This is a genomic window from Gluconobacter thailandicus F149-1 = NBRC 100600 (genome assembly GCF_000964465.1).
Classification (GTDB): domain Bacteria; phylum Pseudomonadota; class Alphaproteobacteria; order Acetobacterales; family Acetobacteraceae; genus Gluconobacter; species Gluconobacter thailandicus.
On the sequence record NZ_BANH01000084.1, the window covers coordinates 1 to 19,661 of the forward strand.

The 19,661-nt window shown below is 59.4% G+C and carries 17 protein-coding genes and 1 pseudogene; 11 read left to right on the forward strand and 7 right to left on the reverse strand.

All coding sequences use genetic code 11. From position 1 onward, the window contains the following. From B7444_RS15205 to B7444_RS15235, 7 genes and pseudogenes are all read right to left on the reverse strand, one after another. Positions 1–231 (reverse strand): annotated as a pseudogene (locus B7444_RS15205) (IS701 family transposase); the annotation flags it as partial. A gap of 123 nt (positions 232–354) precedes the next feature. Continuing rightward, entirely contained in the window at positions 355–1,743 is a 1,389-nt protein-coding gene (hydA, locus tag B7444_RS15210; RefSeq protein WP_007284525.1) for a dihydropyrimidinase, read from the reverse strand. 30 nt (positions 1,744–1,773) lie between these two features. After that, complete coding sequence (locus B7444_RS15215; protein ID WP_007284524.1) at positions 1,774–2,427, reverse strand: GntR family transcriptional regulator; 654 nt, start codon at positions 2,425–2,427, stop codon at positions 1,774–1,776. Next, on the reverse strand, positions 2,427–3,368 hold the full coding sequence (locus tag B7444_RS15220; RefSeq protein WP_007284523.1) for a dihydrodipicolinate synthase family protein: 942 nt from the start codon (positions 3,366–3,368) through the stop codon (positions 2,427–2,429). The genes B7444_RS15215 and B7444_RS15220 overlap by 1 nt, the downstream gene beginning before the upstream one ends. After that, positions 3,365–4,519 (reverse strand): NAD(P)/FAD-dependent oxidoreductase, encoded by a 1,155-nt coding sequence (locus B7444_RS15225; RefSeq protein ID WP_007284522.1) that lies wholly within the window; start codon positions 4,517–4,519, stop codon positions 3,365–3,367. The genes B7444_RS15220 and B7444_RS15225 overlap by 4 nt, the downstream gene beginning before the upstream one ends. After that, positions 4,516–5,937, reverse strand: a complete 1,422-nt coding sequence (locus tag B7444_RS15230; protein ID WP_007284521.1) for an FAD/NAD(P)-dependent oxidoreductase — start codon at positions 5,935–5,937, stop codon at positions 4,516–4,518. Before B7444_RS15230 ends, B7444_RS15225 begins: the two co-directional genes overlap by 4 nt. Beyond that, positions 5,924–6,175 carry a 2Fe-2S iron-sulfur cluster-binding protein gene (locus B7444_RS15235; RefSeq protein WP_035730484.1) on the reverse strand — a complete coding sequence of 84 codons (252 nt, stop codon included), beginning with the start codon at positions 6,173–6,175 and terminating at the stop codon, positions 5,924–5,926. Before B7444_RS15235 ends, B7444_RS15230 begins: the two co-directional genes overlap by 14 nt. Positions 6,176–6,338: 163 nt before the next feature. Here B7444_RS15235 and B7444_RS15240 point away from each other — a divergent pair, with 163 nt between their 5' ends. From B7444_RS15240 to B7444_RS15290, 11 genes are all read left to right on the forward strand, one after another. Beyond that, positions 6,339–7,115 (forward strand): transporter substrate-binding domain-containing protein, encoded by a 777-nt coding sequence (locus tag B7444_RS15240; RefSeq protein WP_159107812.1) that lies wholly within the window; start codon positions 6,339–6,341, stop codon positions 7,113–7,115. After that, complete coding sequence (locus tag B7444_RS15245) at positions 7,112–7,771, forward strand: amino acid ABC transporter permease (RefSeq protein WP_007284518.1); 660 nt, start codon at positions 7,112–7,114, stop codon at positions 7,769–7,771. Before B7444_RS15240 ends, B7444_RS15245 begins: the two co-directional genes overlap by 4 nt. Next, a complete protein-coding gene (locus B7444_RS15250; protein ID WP_007284517.1) occupies positions 7,768–8,421 on the forward strand; it encodes an amino acid ABC transporter permease in 654 nt (217 codons plus the stop codon). Before B7444_RS15245 ends, B7444_RS15250 begins: the two co-directional genes overlap by 4 nt. Next, on the forward strand, positions 8,408–9,181 hold the full coding sequence (locus B7444_RS15255; RefSeq protein ID WP_007284516.1) for an amino acid ABC transporter ATP-binding protein: 774 nt from the start codon (positions 8,408–8,410) through the stop codon (positions 9,179–9,181). The genes B7444_RS15250 and B7444_RS15255 overlap by 14 nt, the downstream gene beginning before the upstream one ends. Positions 9,182–9,195: 14 nt before the next feature. Further along, entirely contained in the window at positions 9,196–10,086 is an 891-nt protein-coding gene (locus B7444_RS15260; RefSeq protein WP_007284515.1) for a dihydrodipicolinate synthase family protein, read from the forward strand. Then, positions 10,070–10,936, forward strand: a complete 867-nt coding sequence (locus B7444_RS15265) for a transporter substrate-binding domain-containing protein (RefSeq protein WP_231502975.1) — start codon at positions 10,070–10,072, stop codon at positions 10,934–10,936. The genes B7444_RS15260 and B7444_RS15265 overlap by 17 nt, the downstream gene beginning before the upstream one ends. Before the next feature lie 27 nt (positions 10,937–10,963). Beyond that, on the forward strand, positions 10,964–11,695 hold the full coding sequence (locus B7444_RS15270; RefSeq protein ID WP_007284513.1) for an amino acid ABC transporter permease: 732 nt from the start codon (positions 10,964–10,966) through the stop codon (positions 11,693–11,695). Then, positions 11,695–14,568 carry an FAD-dependent oxidoreductase gene (locus B7444_RS15275; protein ID WP_007284512.1) on the forward strand — a complete coding sequence of 958 codons (2,874 nt, stop codon included), beginning with the start codon at positions 11,695–11,697 and terminating at the stop codon, positions 14,566–14,568. The genes B7444_RS15270 and B7444_RS15275 overlap by 1 nt, the downstream gene beginning before the upstream one ends. Next, positions 14,565–15,299: an amino acid ABC transporter ATP-binding protein gene (locus B7444_RS15280; protein WP_035730486.1), complete on the forward strand. Its 735-nt coding sequence runs from the start codon at positions 14,565–14,567 to the stop codon at positions 15,297–15,299. The genes B7444_RS15275 and B7444_RS15280 overlap by 4 nt, the downstream gene beginning before the upstream one ends. A gap of 110 nt (positions 15,300–15,409) precedes the next feature. Next, complete coding sequence (locus B7444_RS15285) at positions 15,410–16,678, forward strand: ArgE/DapE family deacylase (RefSeq protein ID WP_231502976.1); 1,269 nt, start codon at positions 15,410–15,412, stop codon at positions 16,676–16,678. Between the two features lie 110 nt (positions 16,679–16,788). Next, positions 16,789–19,353, forward strand: a complete 2,565-nt coding sequence (locus B7444_RS15290; RefSeq protein WP_035730493.1) for a TonB-dependent receptor plug domain-containing protein — start codon at positions 16,789–16,791, stop codon at positions 19,351–19,353. Positions 19,354–19,661: the final 308 nt, after the last annotated feature.

Genomic DNA, 19,661 nt, shown 5'->3' on the forward strand with positions numbered 1-19,661 from the left:
AAGCGCCTGCTGCCGCCATGGACCAGGATCTCCTGCGGCTTCCGTTCGCATCCATCCCGTCTTGCGTGGTTCATTGCCAATCAAAATATCAAGAAAAGCACAGGCTGAATCTACGACACGTTTTTGCGTGAACAGCGGCGCCATCCGATCCTTGGCGGACCGAAGCGAGCGCGCCCATAATTCCAGCGTCTCTTCAGCAGACGCACCGCCACTCATCATATCCTGAATCATGGTTACTCATAGATTCAGAACTCAACACAAAATGCAACTGTAGTGCTAGAGCTTGAAACACACTCCAACGAATTTCCAAACAAACTTTGATTGAAATATACTTACAGAGTAGAAACGAGGTTTTTACTTCTTTTCTGCTTTAAGAAACTGACCAAAGCCTGATAGAGCGAGCAACTTGCCATTGTCCATGGCTAATTTGCCTCTTTGGTAGACTTTGACAGGCCATCCCTGAACGCATCGACCTTCGTAGGGTGTGTAATCGATATTGCTCTGAAAAAGGCTGTTGGTGATCGTCACGGATTTTTTTGGATCCCACAGGACGAGATCAGCGTCGGAGCCTGGAGCAATGGTGCCTTTTTGCGGATAAAGGCCGTATCGTTGGGCTGGGGTAGTCGCCGTCAGACGTACGAAATCTGTCAGATCGATTTTTCCGCTATTGATACCGGCGTCATAGAAAACTGGCAGTCTCGTTCCAAGGCCGGGCATACCGTTGGGGATCAGAGAGAAGTCCACATCCCGACCATGGCGCCCTTTGCCCACGGAGCCGTCAAATGTATAGCCGCAGTGGTCCGAAGAAATGATGCTGATCACGCCACTGCGGATATGCTGCCACATGCCCTCCTGAGCGGCTTTTGTGCGCAGGGGAGGGCTGCAGATGTATTTCGTGCCTTCGAAGCCATCCCGCTTGAGGTCTTCCTCCGTCAGGGTGAGATAGTGCGGGCAGGTTTCCGCCACTACCTTCACGCCACGTGACTGAGCACGACCAATTTCCTCGGCAACCTCGGGGCAGGAGACGTGGAAGATCTGAATCCTCTGGTCGACCAGTTCGCTCATCGTCATGGCGCGATAGGTGGCTTCACGCTCGACGGACGGCGGTCGCGAGGTGACATGGCCGTGCGGCTCGGTACGTCCTTCGGCCAGATGCTTGATGATCAGGTGGCGAATGGCATCATAATTTTCGCAGTGTACGGAGACGAGGATGTCGCTTTTGTGCGCGGCTTCCAGGACCTGCAGGAACTGGCCGTCCGAGAGGTGAAAATCGTCATAGGTCATGAAGACCTTCAGGCCGGCGGCGCCTCTTTCGGCGACGACAGGAATTTCATCACGAATGGTGTGCTCGTCGGTCCGGGTAATGATCTGGTGGATGGCAAAATCGATACGGGAACTAGCGCCTTTCCTGCGATAGACATCAAACTGCTCTACAAGGCCACGACCTGGAACGTGGGAAGCAAAACAGACGACCGTGGTGGTACCGCCTAGGAGGGCCGAGCCGGTGGCGGAAACGAAATCGTCTTCGTGGATCGTACCGTCAGCTTCTTCCTGCTCAATATGACAGTGACCGTCGATTCCGCCCGGCAGCACGAGCAGGCCGGTTGCATCAATGGTTTCATTGCCTTTCAGGTCGAAACCGATATCGACGATCTTTGAGCCGTTTATTCCAATGTCGGCAATATATTTATCCGTTGCGGTCACGATCATGCCGTTGCGGATAACGATGTCAAAAGTCGTCATGACGGGTCTCCTGAAATGCGGGGGAGCTGGTCAGCCGCCCCTGAGAATGTCCATGCAGTCGGTTGCGACATTGCGCAGATGCATGACCATGGCTTCGCGAGCGCCGTTGTTGTCACCATCAAGCAGGGCGTCGAGAATGGCCAGATGTTCCCGTGTGGAGGCAGGAACACGGCCGAGAGGGTAAGTGACCTCGCACAGGCGAGTCAGCGTCCGCAGTTCGCAAATGGTACGCAGCAGGACGGTGTTTCCCGAAACTCTGGGGAACATCAGATGCAGTCTATCATCAAGCTGCCACTGGGCGGCCGTCTGTTCCGGCGTCTCACCGAGTTCGATGACCTCCCTGCGCAGGTTTTCCAACGTGTTGCGATCAAGCCTGTTGAAAGACAGGCTGATGGCTTCGCTTTCAAGGATCTCACGGATGTGGATGCCCTGAAAGAACTCGGTGGCCGAGACATTACGGACTGCAAACGAACGCGATCCCTGCTTGACCAATAGATCCTCTGCGGCGAGTCGCATCAGGGCTTCGCGGACGGGGGTCCGTGAGATGTCCAGATGATCGGCCAGACGGCCTTCTACAACGGACATGCCGCTTGGAAGCTCTTTTTCGAGAATCATGCGTCGGATCTGTGTGTAGGCCAGTTCCGCGAGATTCAATTCGCGTTCGGCTACCATGTAATCGCTCATTATGGTCCTTCCAGAATCATTGCGTCCTGCAATGCGGCTGACAGTTCCTGCCATTCTTCCTGAGCGATGATATCAGAAGCTTTACGGGTGCGGCAGGAGGGCCATTTGCCCTGCATGACCAGGCAGGCCTTCAGGCGCAAGGTAGCGCGACCCGACGGCGCGCGGCCGTAGATCAGATTGGCCAGCGGCTGAATGATGTCATGGACCTTGCGAGCGGCCGGAAGGTCATTGTTCTCCATCGCGTGCCAGAGTTTTGCGAGCGAGACTGGCAGGATCGCGGCGAGACTGACGAGACTGCCTGTCGTTCCGATGGCGAAGCAGGGCAGGAGATGCTCGTCCCCCGAAGCCATCACGTCCACATGCGGCGCGATGCGGGCAGCGAGCCTACGATGTTTGTCGTAGGCGTTGGTTTCCCAGCTGCCTTCCTTGATCGCGACGATGCTGGGGAACCTGAGCAGGCTTTCCAGGATAGGAAGGGAATAGGCCATGCCGCCACTGCCGACTGACGACTGATACAGCATGATGGGGGTGTCGACAGCCTCACAGATGGCGGCATGATAAGCAATGATAGCGTCGTGGTCCTGTGAGACGGCCCATGAGAAGGGCGGAAATACGAGCAGGGCATCGGCCCCTGCCTCGACTGCGTCCCGGGCGTGGAGGCAGGCCTCGTCGACGTCTTCGGACAGAATGCCCGAAACGATGATACGGTCCGTGCCAATGGTTTCTGCAGCCAGCTCCACGACCCGGCGCTTTTCCTCGCGGGTCAGGAGATGGTTCTCGCCCGCATGTCCGTTGCACAGGATGCCTACGATGCCTTCGGGACGCGTGCAGTCTGACAGATGCTGCGTGAAACGTGCCTCGTCCAGCATCCCGTTTTCCAGAAAGGGCACCAGCGTTGCGGCATATACGCCCCGGAATGGCGTGGGGGATGCGGGGATCATGAGCGTGTTCCAGTAGCGGCAAGAGAAGAAAAGCGGGTAGGGTCGAAGGGGCTCAGGTCCGGGTTGCCGCCCAGGATACGCTCGGCGAGCAGTCGACCCATATACGGGCCGCTCGTAAAGCCTGAATGGACGCAGCCGACGACAAAGGCGTCATCATCCGGCGTCAGTGCGCCGATCAGGGGCATGGCGTCCGGCGTTTCGGATTCGAGGCCGAGCCAGACACGCAGGATCTGCGCTTCGTCAAGGCGGGGGACGACATACTGGGCAAGACGGACATTGCCGCGCAGGTTTTCGGGAATGACGCGGGTTCCGCCCTGATGGATGTTGCCTTCGCCCTGCCAGCCGCCGCCGATCAGCACGCTGCCATTAGCAAACTGCTTGAGGGATAGCAGGCCATTGGCGATACTCAGGACACTCCCCATGACGGGAGGAAGCGTCTCTGTAACGACGAGTTGGTTGATGAGGCAGCGGATCGGAATGTTATATCCAAGCCATCCCAGCATTTTTTCGAGCCATGCTCCGGTGCTGAGTACGATCCTGCGTCCCTGCACGGGCTGCACGCGATTGGAGATCCGGATGTCATAGCCGCCTCCAGTGGCAGGGGTGATGGTCTCGACCGGACTGTTTTCGATGATCGTGACACCGGCCTGCCGAAGGGCGCGGGCATAGGCAGCTCCAACGCGGTAGGTCGGGATATGGCCATCCAGCGCGCAATAGGCAGCGGCACGGATGGCGGGATTTACGCCCGGTTCGATCTGGATCGCCTCTTCGGGAGAGACCACCTCGATAGGAGCCCCCATGTCCTGCCTAACCTGGGCGCGCTGGCGCAGAAGCTCTTCTTCGGCTTCAGTGAAAGCCATCGAGAGGCCGGGTGTGGCGATGGCCCCCACGTCTTCGCCAAGCCATGTGGCGCTGTCGAGCCACATTTCACGGCCGCGGATAGCGTGGGGAATGAGCTGGGCGCGGGTCATGTGCAGGGTCAGGGTGCCCGCGTTGACGCCGGATGCAGCCCGGAACATGTCCTCCCGGTCGACCAGGGCGACTTTCTGGCCACCGCGCGCAAGGAAGAGCGCAGTCGTGGCGCCCATAACACCGGCACCTACGATGACCGTGTCAAAAACGTCCGGTCTGCTTTGCAGGGCTGGGGTCATAGCGGGGCCGCCTTTGGAAGGGGAATGTCGGAATAGGCGAAGGTTCCTGTTACCGCTGTGAGGGGGAGAGGGAAGAAGGGCATCCGGGCTGTGAAGCTGCCTGCGTCTTCGGAGGTTTTCCCGCAGACCGCCATTAGCAGACCCCTGGCGCTGTCCTCGCACATCCGGCCCTGACAGGGCCCCATGCCGCAGCGTGTCCAGGCCTTGAGCTGGTTCAGATCTTCGGCTCCGGCCTTGATGGCGGAGCGCAGGGTGGCGGCCTTCACCCGCTCACAGCGGCAGACAATTGTCTCATCCTGGAGATGGGCCGGGATGGCGCTCCCGGCGTTCATCAGGGGAAGCATCCGGCGGGACACGGCTTCGAGACGGCGCAGCTGCCGCAGGGGCGCACGCGTCAGGGTCTCGTAAGTTTCGCCGGAAATCACGCTCCGGTCCTGGGCAATCGCGTGGGCTGTAATCAGGCCCCGCAGACGGGCCACGGCCATGCCGCGGATGCCAGCGGCGTCGCCTGTGACGTAAAGGTCGGGGCGGCAGGTGCGACCTGCGAGATCCGTGACGGGTTCGAGATAGCCGCCGACGGGATCATGACGATGCTGGACACCGGCCGTGCGTGTAATGAGGGTGGAAGGCTTGAGCCCATATCCGCAGGCTGCGGCCTCGGAGGCATAAACGTGACGGCGTTCAGGGTGGTCCATTTCGCTGACGTTCAGGAGAAGGCCGGTTTCCGTTTCCTGCACCGCCGAAATATGGGCGCGGTGATGAATCGGAATGCCAGCCTTGCGGAGGCGCAGCATCCAGCTGGTGGCCTGCGTCAGACGGGCGGGATCCAGAGACAGCATGGCGCCGAGACGGAGCCAGTCGGAGCGGTGGCCCGCATCCACGATGGCGGCGACCTTGCCGCCTAGTTCAAGCACCTGATGGGCTACCGAGAACAGAAGTGGCCCCGAACCCGCAACCACGACGGTCTGGCCGGGCAGAGTGCCGCCGTTACGCATCAGGATGCTGGCGCCTGCGAGCCCAGTGATGCGGGGCGTGGTCCAGCCCTGGAACGGAAGGAAACGCTCGGTGGCACCATTGGCGACGACGACCGTCGACGGGGGGAGCTGATCGATACCGTCCGGCCCGATCAGGTCGAGAGCCAGGGTGGGCGACAGTCCCCAGGCGCGGGTGGAAAACCGGACATCCACCGAGGATGCGGTCAGTTTGTGACGCAGGGCATCGCCGCCGGAAAATTCGTGATTGGGTGGAACCGTCTGGCGGGCATAGGGTGAGGGAGCGCGAAAGATCTGACCGCCCGCAGTCGGCTGTTCGTCAATCAGGGTGACGGGAAGGCCGTGCCGGGCGAGCGCGATGGCAGATGTCGTACCAGCGATGCCCCCACCGATGACTGTGACAGGGGAGAAATCAGGATTGGACATAGGGCGTAACGGTCATGTTCGGGAGGACGGGAGCCTTGCAGGCATAGGCGACGGCACCGTCGATGCGGACGCGACATTCCTGGCAGATTCCCATGAAGCAGAAGGCGCCGCGTGGTGTGTCATCAACGCCGGACTGGCCGAGTTCCGTGATTCCGGCGCGCCTGAGGGCCGCTGCAACCGGTTCTCCCTCGATGCCTTCAATGGCATGGCTCAGGAAGGTGAAGGTTACGGATTGCATTTTGTTTCCTATCGGGATCGGTCCGGAGAAGAAATTTCTTTTAAAGGGTTTTCCATCGTATACATAACGTATATCTGAATTAGATCAGTGATCGGGCAATCGCAACCCCAAAGTCGCACAGCACGCAGGGAAACCTTTCTTGAAAGCGAATTGGAACAGTCTGTTGCTAGGACTCTGCGCTGTTTTCGGTGCCTTGTGGGGCGGGGGAGCAGGGGCGAGGGACAGTGCCGTCATCCGGGCAAGCGGGCACATCAATATCGGTGTGGAACCCGGGCTGCCTCCGCTCGGGGAATATGACGATCACAACGAACTCGCCGGATATGATGTTGATATCGGCCGGCAGATTGCCCGGGGCATGGGTGTCGAGCCGCGCTTCGTGACACTCGCTTCCAGCGGGCGCATTCCCTATCTAATGGCCGGGAAGGTCGATATCGTTCTCGGTGGCCTGACGCTGACGCCTGGTCGCGCGGAGGTCATCGCGTTTTCGCGCCCCCTCTATTCCGAACAGTTTGCGGTCATCACACCTGCGGATCGAGGCATCACTTCCTTTGCGGATCTTGAATCGGGTGTGTATCGCCTGATCGAGGTGCGAGGCTCAACGGCGGTTGCCTATCTGCAGCAGCGCGTTCCGAAAGCGCGAATGCTACTTCTGGAAAGCTATGCCGATGCCATCCGCGCACTGGCGCAGGGGCGTGGCGATGCAATGGTGGATGTCATTGAATATGTCGGGCACTATCTGCCATCGCAGCCTCAGGTGCACTGGCGGATCATTCGGGGATTTGCGCCGCCGGTGGGCGATGACTGCATCGGAATGTCGCGGCAGGATGTGGTGCTGCGCGGGGATGTGAACCGTATTCTCAATGGGATGGAGCATGACGGGCGTCTGGAGCAGATCCATCGCCGGTGGTTCGATCCGGTTGTGGCGGAACGCGCGCCATGACGGGGCTGGATTTCCATCCCGTTTTTACGCGGTTGCTGTTCCTTCTGGGGGGCGTCGGCGTGACGGTCCTGATTGCGGGGCTGGCCTTCGTGTTTGGCCTGTTGCTTGCGGTTGGGCTTGCGGTTCTGCGTTTTGAAAATCAGGGGACCTGGCGCAGGCTCAGCCGCAGCTACAGCACGGCTCTGACCAATACGCCTCAGCTTTCGCAGATTTTCGCGGTCTTCTACTGTCTGCCGCTGATGGGGGTGATGGTCTCGCCGTTTTTGTCGGTCGTGATCGGGATGACTCTCAATGCGGCGGCCTATCTGGCAGATATCCTCGGGGCGGGCATGGCGCGGGTGCCTGCGGTCTATCATGAGGTTGCACTGACTCTGGGGCTGAACCGACGTCAGACCTATCTGCGGGTTATCCTGCCCTATGCGGGCCGCACGATGTTTCCGGCGCTGGCCAACCATTTCCAGATCATGATTCTGGGCAGCGCCATGGCGTCCATTTTCGGCGTCGAGGATCTGACGGGACGCGCCTACGATATCGGATCGACAACGTTCCGCGTCCTTGAGGTCATGCTTGTGACGGGCGGCCTGTATGCCCTGCTGTCTTTCGCTCTGACAGGAGTATTTTCTTTGTTCCGTCGGACGATGGAGCGGATGGTATGATCGCGTTTTCGCATTATGATATTGCTCTGCTGTTTCAGGCGATGGTCCGGACGGTCGAACTGTCGCTGGGCGGTGGGGTTCTCGGGATTGCGGGAGCCATCATCCTCACGGCGCTGCGGCTGTCGGATATGCGGGGCATGTTGCCGCTCCGGATCTTGGCGGTGGTGTATGTGCAGACCATCCGGCGCATTCCCTTCATCGTGACGCTGTATATTGTCTTTTTCTGCGCGGGCATGATGGGTTTGGACGTGTCTGCGACCGTTGTGGCGATCGGGTCCATCGGACTGATCGCGGCCGCTTATCTCTGCGAGATCCTGCATGGCGGCGTGAAGACGGTTCCGGTGGAACAGGTTGAAGCCGCACTGGTGCTGAACCTGCCGCTCTGGGCGCGGTGGCGCTACGTGATCGGCCCGCAGGCGATGTCCGCCGTTGTGCCGCCTGCTATCGGATATCTGGTTCTGTTTATCAAAGACACGGCGCTGGCCTCGCAGATCGGGGTTGTGGAGCTGAGCCAGGCGGGAGTGATCCTGTCCAATCGCGGTCTGCCCTCGGCGCAGGTCTTCTGCATGGTGCTGCTGCTTTATTTCGCCATTTCCTATCCGCTGACCTGCCTGAGTCGCCTGCTGGAGAAACGCATTGCCGTACATTGATGTTCGCGACGTCTGTGTCCGTCACGGGAAAAACGAGACTTTGCGTCAGGCCGGGTTCGATGCCGAGCGCGGAGAGATCGTGAGTTTTATCGGGCCGTCGGGGTCGGGCAAGACAACGTTCCTGCGTACGCTGATCGGGCTTCAGCCGGTCTGGCGAGGGCAGATGGGCGTTGACGGGCGGATCGTGGACATGGCCGCTCCGGCCTCGGCGCGTATCCTGCGGGAACAGGCAGCAATCGTGTTCCAGCAATACGGGCTGTTCGGTCACATGTCGGTTCTGCGGAACCTGACGCTGGCGCCAACGGTCGTGGCGAAGCGCTCGCGCAGGGATGCCGAGCATGAGGCCCGGGCGCTGCTGGAGCGGCTGGGTCTGGCAAACAAGGCTGATGTGCTGCCCGCCGATCTGTCGGGCGGCCAGAAGCAGCGTGTAGCGATTGCGCGTGCGCTCATGCTCCGGCCCACGCTGCTTCTGCTGGATGAACCGACATCGGCGCTCGATCCACACAAGGTGCGCGATGTCGGTGTGCTACTGCGCGATCTGGCGCAGGACGGCATGACGATCGTTCAGGTTTCCCACGCGATGAATGTCGTTTCATCGCTGTCCGACAGGATCGTTCTTCTGGAAGATGGTCAGGTCAGGGCTGTGGGAAAGGGGCGTGGATGTGCGGCGCAGCTGCCGGATATCGCCGCGTTCATGAACACCCATGGCGGCGATGCCGCAGCAGATCCAGCCGGCTTGCGGCCGGACCCGGACCATTGAGGAAGGAAAGACCCGTGAAGTTTCGTGGAACATATACTGTCATGATCACGCCGTATGACAGTGAAGGGTGCATTGACGTCCAGGGACTGCGGCGCTTCACCGACTGGCAGATCGCGCAGGGCATCGCAGGCCTGATCCCGCTGGGCTCGACTGGCGAGTTCCTGTCCCTGACGGATGACGAACGCACTCTGGTTGCGCAGACCGTCATCGAGCAGGCCGCAGGCCGCGTTCCGGTGTTCATCGGGACGGGTGCCGAGAACACCTATGACGTGATCCGCTACAGCCAGGAAGCCGAGAAGCTCGGGGCTGATGGCGTAATGATCATCCCGCCGTTTTATTCCACGCCGACGGATGACGAGCTTTTTGTCCATTACCGCCGGGTGTCGGATGCGATCGGTCTGCCGATCATGCTCTACAACAACCCAGCCACTGCGAATGTGGATCTGAAGCCGGAACTCGTGGCGCGCCTGTCCCATATCGACAACTGCTGCCTGATCAAGGAATCCACGATGGATGTGACCCGAGTGCGGGACATCATCCGGCTTTGCGGTGACCGCCTCTCGGTTTTCGGTGGCATCATGGGCTTCGAGAGCTTCCTCGAAGGCGCAATCGGCTGGGTCGCAGTGGCGTCCAACGTAGCGCCGCATGTCATGAGCGAGATCTTCAATCTCTGTGACGGTTACAAGGACATCGGCAAGGCGCGGGAGATGTATTTCCGTCATGTGCCGCTGATCCAGTTCGTAGGTGGGCAGGGTTATGTCTCGGGGACGAAAGCCCTGCTGAAGCATATGGGTCTCGATGTCGGTGGTCCGCGCGCGCCACGCTTACCGCTGCCGGAAGCGGATGATGCCCGCGCCCTTCAGATCGTCCGCGATCTGGACCTCCGGTTTGAAGAAAGCGCCTGATATGGGGGGCGGCCCTGTGTCAGGTCTGATCCGGGGGGCAGGGCTTCTCTGTGCGGCTCTGGCCTTCGGGGCGCAGGCAGCGCCGTGTCCGGAGGCTGTTGAGGGACTGATTTCCCCGCAGCATCTGGTCATGGCGACCAACCCGACGCTGCCGCCCCTGCAATATGTGACGGTGGACGGGCAGATTGCCGGAATGCGGATCGAACTCGGAAACGAGATCGCCCGCAGGCTCTGTCTGAAGCCGGTCACGCTCTCGACGTCCTTTGCTCAACTCACGCTTGGGCTGCTCGAAAAACGGTGGGACGTCATCAATACGGGGATGTTCTACACCGCCCAGCGGGCGCGGTTGATGGAGATGATCCCCTACGAAATTCAGGCGATCAGCGTGTCCCTCAATGATGATGCCGCCCTGCATCTCACCCGGCTCGAGGATCTTTCCGGGTTCTCGATCGGGGTCGAGATGGGCGGGATCGAGGAGCATTATGCCCGGGAGGCCGATCACGCGCTGCGGGATGCGGGGCGTCCGGGTTTCGATATTAAGACTTTCCAGAACGTAGGCATCGCCTTTGCCGCCCTGCGGGCGCGGCAGGTGACGGCCGTATTTTCCATAGACGCAGTGGCGCGGCGTAATGCGCTTCAGGGCGGGGTAAGGCCGGTTTTGAAGGGGCTTTATCCCACACCCGTTGCATTAGCGTTGCGGGACCCGACCCTGGCGCATCGACTGGCGGATGTTCTGGAAAACATGCGTGTGGACGGAACGCTGGACCGCCTGCTGTCGCCTTATGGCGTCTCGCCTTTTCCTGGACGGATCACGGTCTCGGGGCCGTCCGATCGGTCCGGCATGCACTGACACGACATACGAACACGGGGCATCGACATGCAGATCTGGAGCTGGCACGGCTTCTTCACCTATCTCGGCAGTCCCTATATTTTCTGTGGGGCGCTCATCACAGTCTACATGACGGCCGTCTCGATGATGATGGGGTTCCTTCTAGGGCTGCTGATTGCGGTCACGAAACGCTCGCAACGTCGTCTGCTATCGTGGCCCGCGCGGTTCTATGTTTGGTTTTTTCGGGGCACGCCGCTGCTGGTCCAACTGGTCGTGATCTACGCTGGACTACCGAAGCTGGATATCCGGTTGAGTGTGATGGCGTGTTCGATCATCGGGCTAACGCTGAACGAGGCGGCGTACCTGGCGGAAATCATCCGTGCGGGCCTCAATGCTGTGCCGACTGGCCAGATTGCGGCGGCACGGGCGCTGGGTCTGAGCGAACGTCAGATTGCCTGGCGCATCGCGTTTCCACAGGCGTTCCGGCTCATCATTCCGCCGTTGGGCAACTCGGTAAACGGTCTACTCAAGACGACTAGCGTAACCTCCGTCATTTCCATGGAAGAACTGATGCAGCGCAGTCAGATCCTCGTGCAGGACCAGTTTATGGTGTTGGAATTGTTTTCCGTGGCGGCCCTGTATTATCTGCTGATGACGACAGCGTGGGACTTCCTGCAACGACGGATCGAGCATTATGCGGAGCGGCCCTATCGTCGTCAGCAGAAATCCGTGTCGGTTGAGGCCACCAAGCTGTCTGTTGCGACGCAGGACGCGCGCTGATGTCGGACCGGTTGAGCTTCACATTCAATGATAGTTCTGTCTCCGCAAAATCCGGACAGACCCTGACCGCCGCATTGATGGCCGCAGGCCGGATCGTACACCGCACGGCTCTGGACGGATCAGAACGCGGACCTTTCTGCGGGATCGGGGCGTGTCAGGATTGCCTGCTGGAAGTGGACGGACAGATGTCCCGTCGGGGATGCATGACGCCGGTGCGTGAAGGTATGCGGGTTCGCAGCAATGAGCGTCTCCCGGATGCAGCTGTTTCAGCGCCCCTGTCGCAAGATGAGGGGCGGCTAGCCGAGCACCTCTGTGACGTTCTGGTGGTCGGTGCCGGGCCAGCAGGGCTGGTGGCCGCGACGGAGCTGGCGCGGGGGGGCGTGGACGTTCTGGTGGTGGATGAACGTCACATTCCGGGCGGGCAGTATTTCAAGCAGAACGCCGTGCATCCGGAGCGGCAGGACGATCAGGCGCGCAAAGGACGCCACCTGATTGACGGCATGCGGGCCAGTGGTGCGCGTCTGTGGCACGACACGCTCGTATGGTGCGCTCATCGAGAGGGAGGTTCACTCGTCATCGGGGGGCTGCGGGACGGAGAGGCGTTCTATATCCGCACGCAGCATGTCATCGTGGCGACCGGCGCGCAGGAAACGCCCACTCCACGGCCCGGCTGGACACTGCCGGGCGTTATTACAACGGGCGCGGGGCAGACTCTGCTGCGGGCCTATGAAACCGTGTCTCCGGGTCGAGTTATCATTGCCGGAAACGGGCCGCTGAATCTCCAGCTCGCAGCGGAACTCGTCGGTCGTGGAGCTGACGTAGTGGCTGTTGTGGAAGCTGCGCCGTCTCCAGTGAAGCGGTTGCTCCTAGCCGGGCGGCTATCGGCGGCGTCCCCAAATCTCGCTATCGCTGGAATGCGGCATCTCTGGACATTGCGGCGGGCAGGCGTGCCGGTGCTATGGGAGAGCGTCTTGACACGGATCGAAGGGGGAGGCCGTGTCGAGCGTGTGACGGTGAAGCAGGCCGGGGCGGAAGCACGATTGATCGAGGTCGATACGGTCTGTCTTGGCGACGGGTTTGTGCCGACCAGCGAGTTGCCGCGTCTTCTGGGTTGTCTGCAGGAAGTCCGGGAATGGCCCGTAACTCACCCCGAAACAGGACGACAGCCCGATGGGCGGACCGATCAGGCAGATGTCTCTGTTATCGGCGAGGCAGGGCGTTTTGGAGGCGCTTTTATGGCGCAGGCCCAAGGCAAGCTGTGCGCGGTGCGGTTGCTGGAGCGCTCCGGAAAGGTGATGCCCCTGGGTCTGGACCGCAGCCGGCGGATGTATCGCGACAACGCGCGTTTTCAGGCTCTTCTGTGGAAACTCTATCAGCCGGTTGTCGCGCTTCCGGCGCCGGAGGATGCCACCATCCTGTGCCGGTGCGAGTGTGTGACAGCGGGGACTGTCAGGGCACGGGTGACCGAGGACGGGATCGCGGACCTGGCGGCTCTCAAACGCGCAACACGCGCCGGAATGGGGCGCTGTCAGGGGCGGTTCTGTCAGGCATCGCTGATGAAGGTCCTGTCTAAGCCGAAAAGCGAAAAAGATTTTACCGCGCCCCAGATTCCCATGCGTCCAGTGCCGGTTGCGGCACTGGCGCGGCAGAAGCCGGAATGGCGAGGGCATGTCAGGGTCCCCATTCCATCGGGTCTGGGACAGGCCGTGCAATCGGTTTCCGCCACCGCTGAGATCGTGGATGTTGTGGTCGTGGGCGGCGGGATCGTCGGGCTTTTCGCAGCACTGTTTTTGGCGGAAGCCGGGAAGAGTGTTGTGGTGCTGGAACGCGGCCGGGCAGGTGCGATGGCGTCGGGAGGCAATGCGGGGAGTCTGCATGCCCAGCTCATGGCGTTCGACGCCAGCGCGGATACGGACGGACCGTCCATGCCGGCGCAGACACTCGCCTTGCAGCGGGAATCCATCAGCATGTGGGAGGCTCTGCGCGGGACGTTTGACCGTGATCTGGAAATTAAGGTCAGCGGTGGACTGGTGGTTGCAGAAACCGAAGCTGACATGGAGCGTCTGCGTAGCAAAGTCGAGGTCGAGCGGTCGCTGGGCGTTGATGCGCGGGTTTTGGCGCCGGATGATTTGCACAAAATCGAGCCGAACCTGAGGGATGGTTTTCTCGGCGGGGCCTATTGTTCTGAGGAAGGCAAGATCAATCCCATGGCGGCGACGCAGGCCGTCCTTGCTCAGGCAAGACGCGCGGGCGTGCGGGTGGAAGAACTGACAGCGCTGTCCACGATCCAGCCCGATGGTGCGCGGTTCCGCGTCCGTGCTGGTGCGGCAAGTTGGTCGGCTGGAGCCGTAGTGAATGCTGCCGGAGCCTATGCGGGCGAGATTGCAGAGCTGGTCGGGAAAAGTTTGCCGGTGTTTGGAGCACCGTTGCAGATGATCGTGACCGAGCCGGTTGCACCGCTGGTCTTTTCGCTGCTGGCGCATGCCAGCCGACACCTGACGCTCAAACAGGCGGGGAACGGCTCTCTGTTGATTGGTGGCGGATGGAGCGCGGGGCTGGATCCGGTGCATGGACATCCGCGACCGCTAAGGGAAAATCTGGAAGGAAATCTCTGGGTTGCTCAGAGGCTTATACCGGCTCTGGGTGCGGTGAATATCGTCAGGAGTTGGGCTGCCATGAACATTGATATCGACGGGGCTCCGATCCTCGGGGAAAGCCCGGATGTTCCAGGTTTTTTTACAGCCGTGACGGCCAACGGCGTCACGCTCGCGCCGGCCATGGGACGGCATGTCGCGGACATGGTTCTGCGCCGGTCGGAACGTCCCGATCTGAAGATCTTTTCTCCTGCACGTTTCTATGGAGACCCGTCATGATCACGTTAGACAATGTGACAAAATCATATGGTGCCTTCCAGGTGCTCAAGGGCTGTTCCGCGGAAATCGGCAGGGGAGAAGTGGTTGTTGTCTGCGGGCCCTCAGGATCGGGTAAGTCCACGCTCATCAAGTGTATCAATGCGCTGGAGACGTTTGAGGGTGGCCAGATCTGGGTCGACGGACTGGCCGTGCGGTCTGCGCAGACCGATCATTCGGCGCTGCGGGCAAAAGCGGGGATGGTGTTTCAGAGCTTCGAACTATTCTCCCATTTGAGCATCCTGGACAACATCATGTTGGCCCCGCACCTGGTCCAGAAGCGGGTGAAGGACGAGATTCGCGAGCATGCGAAAACCCTTCTGCGCCGGGTCGGGTTGGAGCGTCATGCGGACAAGTATCCAATAGCGCTTTCTGGTGGTCAGCAGCAGCGGGCGGCGATCGCGCGTGCTCTGGCGATGAAGCCGGATGTGATGCTGTTCGATGAGCCTACATCGGCGCTTGATCCCGAGATGGTGCAGGAAGTTCTTCAGGTCATGATGGAGCTAGCTTGTGAGGGCATGACCATGATGTGCGTGACCCATGAAATGGGATTCGCACGGCAGGTAGCGACCAGAATTCTGTTCGTGGATGCGGGTGAGATTGTCGATGACTGTCCGGCAGCAGACTTTTTCGCGGGTCGCTGCTCGGTCCGTGCCCAAGCTTTTCTGCGGTTCGAGGCCGATCATCCCGGATAAGAAATTTTTTTTGCAGCTCACGCAACATTCCGCTTCGATATCGAATTCAGTTCGTATACAAAAAGAATATGAACTGAAGACGAAAAGGCGATCTGGTGGGAGAAGGCGCTGTGCTGGAAAAGACTTCCTGTTGCAAGAAAACGCTGACCGAGAGTCTAGCCTGTGTTGTCGACCGGGATTTCGAGACGCGGCAGGTGCCGTTTCTTCAGGAGCTTGTCAGGGTTCCGTCCGACAACCCGGCCGGTGACTGCGCACCGCATGCCCTGTTTTCTGCCGGGCAGTTGCGGGATCTTGGATTCGAAGTCGAATGTCATCCCGTTCCCCGGGATTTCGTGGAACGCCACGGAATGCAGAGCGCAACCAATCTGATCATCCGGGAACGTTTCGGGGACGGCAAGGGGCCGGTCATTGCCCTCAATGCGCATGGGGATGTTGTGCCCCCTGGTGAAGGATGGATTCACGACCCCTATGGCGGTGTGATCGAAAATGGGAATCTCTACGGTCGTGGGGCGGCGGTCTCCAAGTCCGACTTTGCCACCTATGCGTTTGCATTGCGGGCACTGAAAGAAGCTGCTTCGCCCCTTTCCGGGACTGTCGAGCTTCACTTGACCTATGATGAGGAAATTGGCGGCCATGTTGGTCCGGGGTGGCTTCTGGCTGAAGGGCTGAGCAAACCGGATCATGTTATCAGTGCAGGTTTCACCTATGATGTGATGATCGCACATAACGGCAGCATTCAGTTAGACGTAGCTTTCACTGGAAAGGCGGCCCATTCCGCGTGGCCCAAGACGGGAACGGATGCCATTGAGGCGGCCAGCCGCGTCATGTCGGCGCTGTATGCCTATCGTGACGGGCTGGTGAAGACAGTCTGCTCCATTCCCGGAATTGACACGCCAACTCTCGTCATCGGAACGATCGAAGGCGGCGTGGCAGCCAATGTCGTTCCCGAATATGCGAAATTTCGCTTGGAACGCCGGATCCTGCCTGACGAGAAAGCGGCCAAGGTCGAGGCCGAACTGCGTCAGATCATTCAGGAGGCGGCGGATGTTCTTGGTGTGCAATGCGTCGTGACGCAGCATCTGCTGGCGCTGCCTCTGGTTCCGGATGCCGGGCAGGCCCCTTTGATCGAGGCATTGCAGGGCGCTGCAGAAGCCGTCCTTGGGGAGCGGATTGGCGTGAAGGGCATGCCGCTTTTCACGGACGCCCGGATTTACAGCAATGCGGGTTATCCCACTGTTCTGTATGGAGCCGGTCCACGGCGGCTTGAGGACGCCAATGGCCACCGTGCGAATGAGCATGTGGTCTTGGAAGACATGCGTCGTGCGACGAAGGTGATTGCAAATGCACTAGCCCGTCTGCTGCGTATCGAAACTGCATAATTGCGAACACAAAACAAAATCCGTGCAGCTGGATGCATTTATGCCTCCCGCTGCACGATCTGACCATTTCCGACTGATATCCCTGTGTTGCCAGGACGATGGAGCCGATGATGAACATCAGGAAACTTGCACTTTACTCCACTTTTCTTTCTGTCAGTTTCTGCACAGGTTCGGTCTTTGCAGCCACGACAAAAAACACATCTAGCCCTGTGAAGACGTCTTCCAAAGCGTCCCCTGCGAAGGTGGCTGCGCCCATGAAACGTGCCGCAAAGGCTAGGAATACGCCGTTTGTCGCAGGGGGCGAAGAGGGTGTGATCGTGACCGGTACGCATGCCACAAACCGCCATGCCCGCCAGAGCACAAGCCCGATCACGGTTCTGTCCAGTGCGACGCTGCGTCGTTCAGGCATGATGAATCTGGCTGACGCACTGGCCAAGACATATCCGTCCATCAACATGAGCACGATGGGCAATGATGCTGGTGCCTTGACGTCCTTCATCCGGATGCGCGGTCTGAATCCGAACCAGGTCCTGGTGCTGGTGGACGGCAAGCGCCGTCATACCACGGCTAACATCAATGCGGATGCTGGCCCAAACTTCGGCGCAACGCCTGTTGATCTGAACATGATCCCGTCGAACATGATTGATCACATCGAAGTTCTCGAAGACGGCGCGGCGGCCATGTATGGGTCGGATGCGATTGCGGGCGTGGTGAACATCATCACCAAAAAGCAGGATCATGGTCTGAACATGAGTGCCCAGACGGGTGCGAATGCCTATAATGGGGATGGGTGGCAGTATCAACTGAACGCCGATGGCGGCCTCAAACTCGGTAATGACGGCTATATCCATATTTCGGGACAGGTTTACCATACAGATCACTTCGTCACGAATACGGTAGACAACCGCCTCGCGGGCTATGTCCCGGCAGGTGCTGCGAATGAGCTGTATACGGGGTCCGTCAAGGTGCCCAAGAACTCCAACAAGATCATGAGCACGCCCGAAGAGACGCGTGAGAATCTGGGTATCGATTTCGGCAAGAACCTGACTGAGAATATCCAGTTCTACGGACAGATCACTTATGCGCACCGCCATGCGGAAGCGTATGAGAACTATCGTATCCCGTCGGGTGCCAGTGCCAGTAATCCGGAACTGTTTCCCTACGGTTATTCTCCGCTGGAGACGATCGACGAGAATGACTATGCGGCGACGCTGGGCCTGAAGGGGGGACATCTATTCGGCTTTGACTGGGATCTGAGCAGCACCTGGGGCGAGGATCTGGACAAGATCTCCAACCAGAACACGACCAATCCGAACATGTATGCCGCAACCGGCTATACGCCCACGACCGTCCGGACGTCCAATTTCCGCCTCGCACAATGGACGAACAACCTTGATCTGCGTCGGAACTTCAAGATCGCCAATGTGGTTCCGGTCACGGTGGCGTTCGGCGGTGAGCACCGGCTCGAGCAGTACACCATCAGGGCGGGTGAGCCTGCATCCTATGAATATGGTGGAACGTCCGCACTTGCCGGCCTGACTCCGCAGGATGCCGGCAAATGGAACCGTGATGTTTGGGCGGCTTATCTGGACGGTGACTTCCATCTGCTGAAGAACTGGGATCTCGATTTCGCCGGCCGCTTCGAGCACTATACTGATGTCGGCAATACCGAGAATGGCAAGGTCTCCACGCGTTACGACATTACGAAGCGGATCGGCCTACGCGCTACCATCAGCAATGGTTTCCGTGCTCCGACCATGTCAGAACAACATTACAGCGCCATCAATGTCGGTCCGACATCAGTGCTGGGTCTACTGCCGGTGTCGTCCTCTGAGGCCCGCGCGACGGGTGCGTCCCCCCTCAAGCCCGAGCGTTCGACCAGTGCGACCGGTGGCATCGTTCTTGAGCCGATTGACGGCTTCCATATCGAGACGGATGTCTATCAGATCAACATCCGTGATCGTGTCGTTCAGGGTGGTAACGTGACGGGCGCGGCTGCAATCTCGGCGCTGGAAGGCATGGGAGTCTCCCTTCCAGCCCTGACCCAGCTTTCCGAAAACGCTGTGCAGACTTATTACTTCACGAATGGTGCCAGTACGCGGACGCAGGGGCTGGACATCAAGGCGGATTACATGTTCCGCATGCATCGTTACGGCAACCTGACGCTGTCTATGGCGCTCGATTTGAACCGGACGCGCCTGACGCATAACGGTATGTCCGCTACGGGATCGCCGCTTCTGAATGCCCAGAACATTGCCTATCTGACGACGGCCTATCCGCGTAGCAAGATCATCCTGAATGCGCTCTGGACGATCGGCAAATGGGACGTGAACGTGCGTCAGACCCGTTATGGCGAGACCACGGACATGATGACCTATCAGGACTGGACGCCGACGGCCTCGATCTGTCCGATTGACGGCAAGCAGCTTCAGCAGTCCAGCAGTTGCTTTGCCCAGTTCAAGAATTCTCCGCGCTGGCTGACGGATCTTGAGATCGGCTATCGTGTGAATTCCCGCTGGCATCTGGCTGTGGGTGCGAATAACATTTTCAATATTCGTCCGCGTAAGCTTCCGGGCGAGCTGAACCAGCTTGGTGGAAATCCTTACGATACGTTCTCGTCTCAGGTGCCGATGACAGGTGGCTATTATTACGGGCGTGTCAATTTTACGCTTTGATATCAGAGACGCTTCGGAAAATTTACGCTTAACGCGCGGAAAGGTCGTCCTTTCCGCGTTTTTTGTGTGACGCCGTTCAGGCCAGGTTCAGGTCAAGTTGACACATGATTTGAGCCAGAACCTTGTGGTGCGAGATTGTGGAGACTCATGAAAGACAGGCGGATCTTGTCGTAAAGGGTTGCGATGCTGCGCATTTGCCTTGAGCCGGTTGAACATCCCTTCGATGCAGTTACAGTTATTGTATTGTCACCAGTCAATTTCCTGTAGGCTCAGGACTCATTCTTTAAGATAGAAGATGACGCTTGCTG

What these genes read in the sequence shown, in the direction of transcription:
- hydA (WP_007284525.1), bottom strand. Translation starts at nt 1,743, where the DNA reads ATGACGACTTTTGACATCGTTATCCGCAACGGCATGATCGTGACCGCA.
- B7444_RS15215 (WP_007284524.1), bottom strand. Translation starts at nt 2,427, where the DNA reads ATGAGCGATTACATGGTAGCCGAACGCGAATTGAATCTCGCGGAACTG.
- B7444_RS15220 (WP_007284523.1), bottom strand. Translation starts at nt 3,368, where the DNA reads ATGATCCCCGCATCCCCCACGCCATTCCGGGGCGTATATGCCGCAACG.
- B7444_RS15225 (WP_007284522.1), bottom strand. Translation starts at nt 4,519, where the DNA reads ATGACCCCAGCCCTGCAAAGCAGACCGGACGTTTTTGACACGGTCATC.
- B7444_RS15230 (WP_007284521.1), bottom strand. Translation starts at nt 5,937, where the DNA reads ATGTCCAATCCTGATTTCTCCCCTGTCACAGTCATCGGTGGGGGCATC.
- B7444_RS15235 (WP_035730484.1), bottom strand. Translation starts at nt 6,175, where the DNA reads ATGCAATCCGTAACCTTCACCTTCCTGAGCCATGCCATTGAAGGCATC.
- B7444_RS15245 (WP_007284518.1), top strand. Translation starts at nt 7,112, where the DNA reads ATGACGGGGCTGGATTTCCATCCCGTTTTTACGCGGTTGCTGTTCCTT.
- B7444_RS15250 (WP_007284517.1), top strand. Translation starts at nt 7,768, where the DNA reads ATGATCGCGTTTTCGCATTATGATATTGCTCTGCTGTTTCAGGCGATG.
- B7444_RS15270 (WP_007284513.1), top strand. Translation starts at nt 10,964, where the DNA reads ATGCAGATCTGGAGCTGGCACGGCTTCTTCACCTATCTCGGCAGTCCC.
- B7444_RS15275 (WP_007284512.1), top strand. Translation starts at nt 11,695, where the DNA reads ATGTCGGACCGGTTGAGCTTCACATTCAATGATAGTTCTGTCTCCGCA.
- B7444_RS15280 (WP_035730486.1), top strand. Translation starts at nt 14,565, where the DNA reads ATGATCACGTTAGACAATGTGACAAAATCATATGGTGCCTTCCAGGTG.
- B7444_RS15290 (WP_035730493.1), top strand. Translation starts at nt 16,789, where the DNA reads ATGAACATCAGGAAACTTGCACTTTACTCCACTTTTCTTTCTGTCAGT.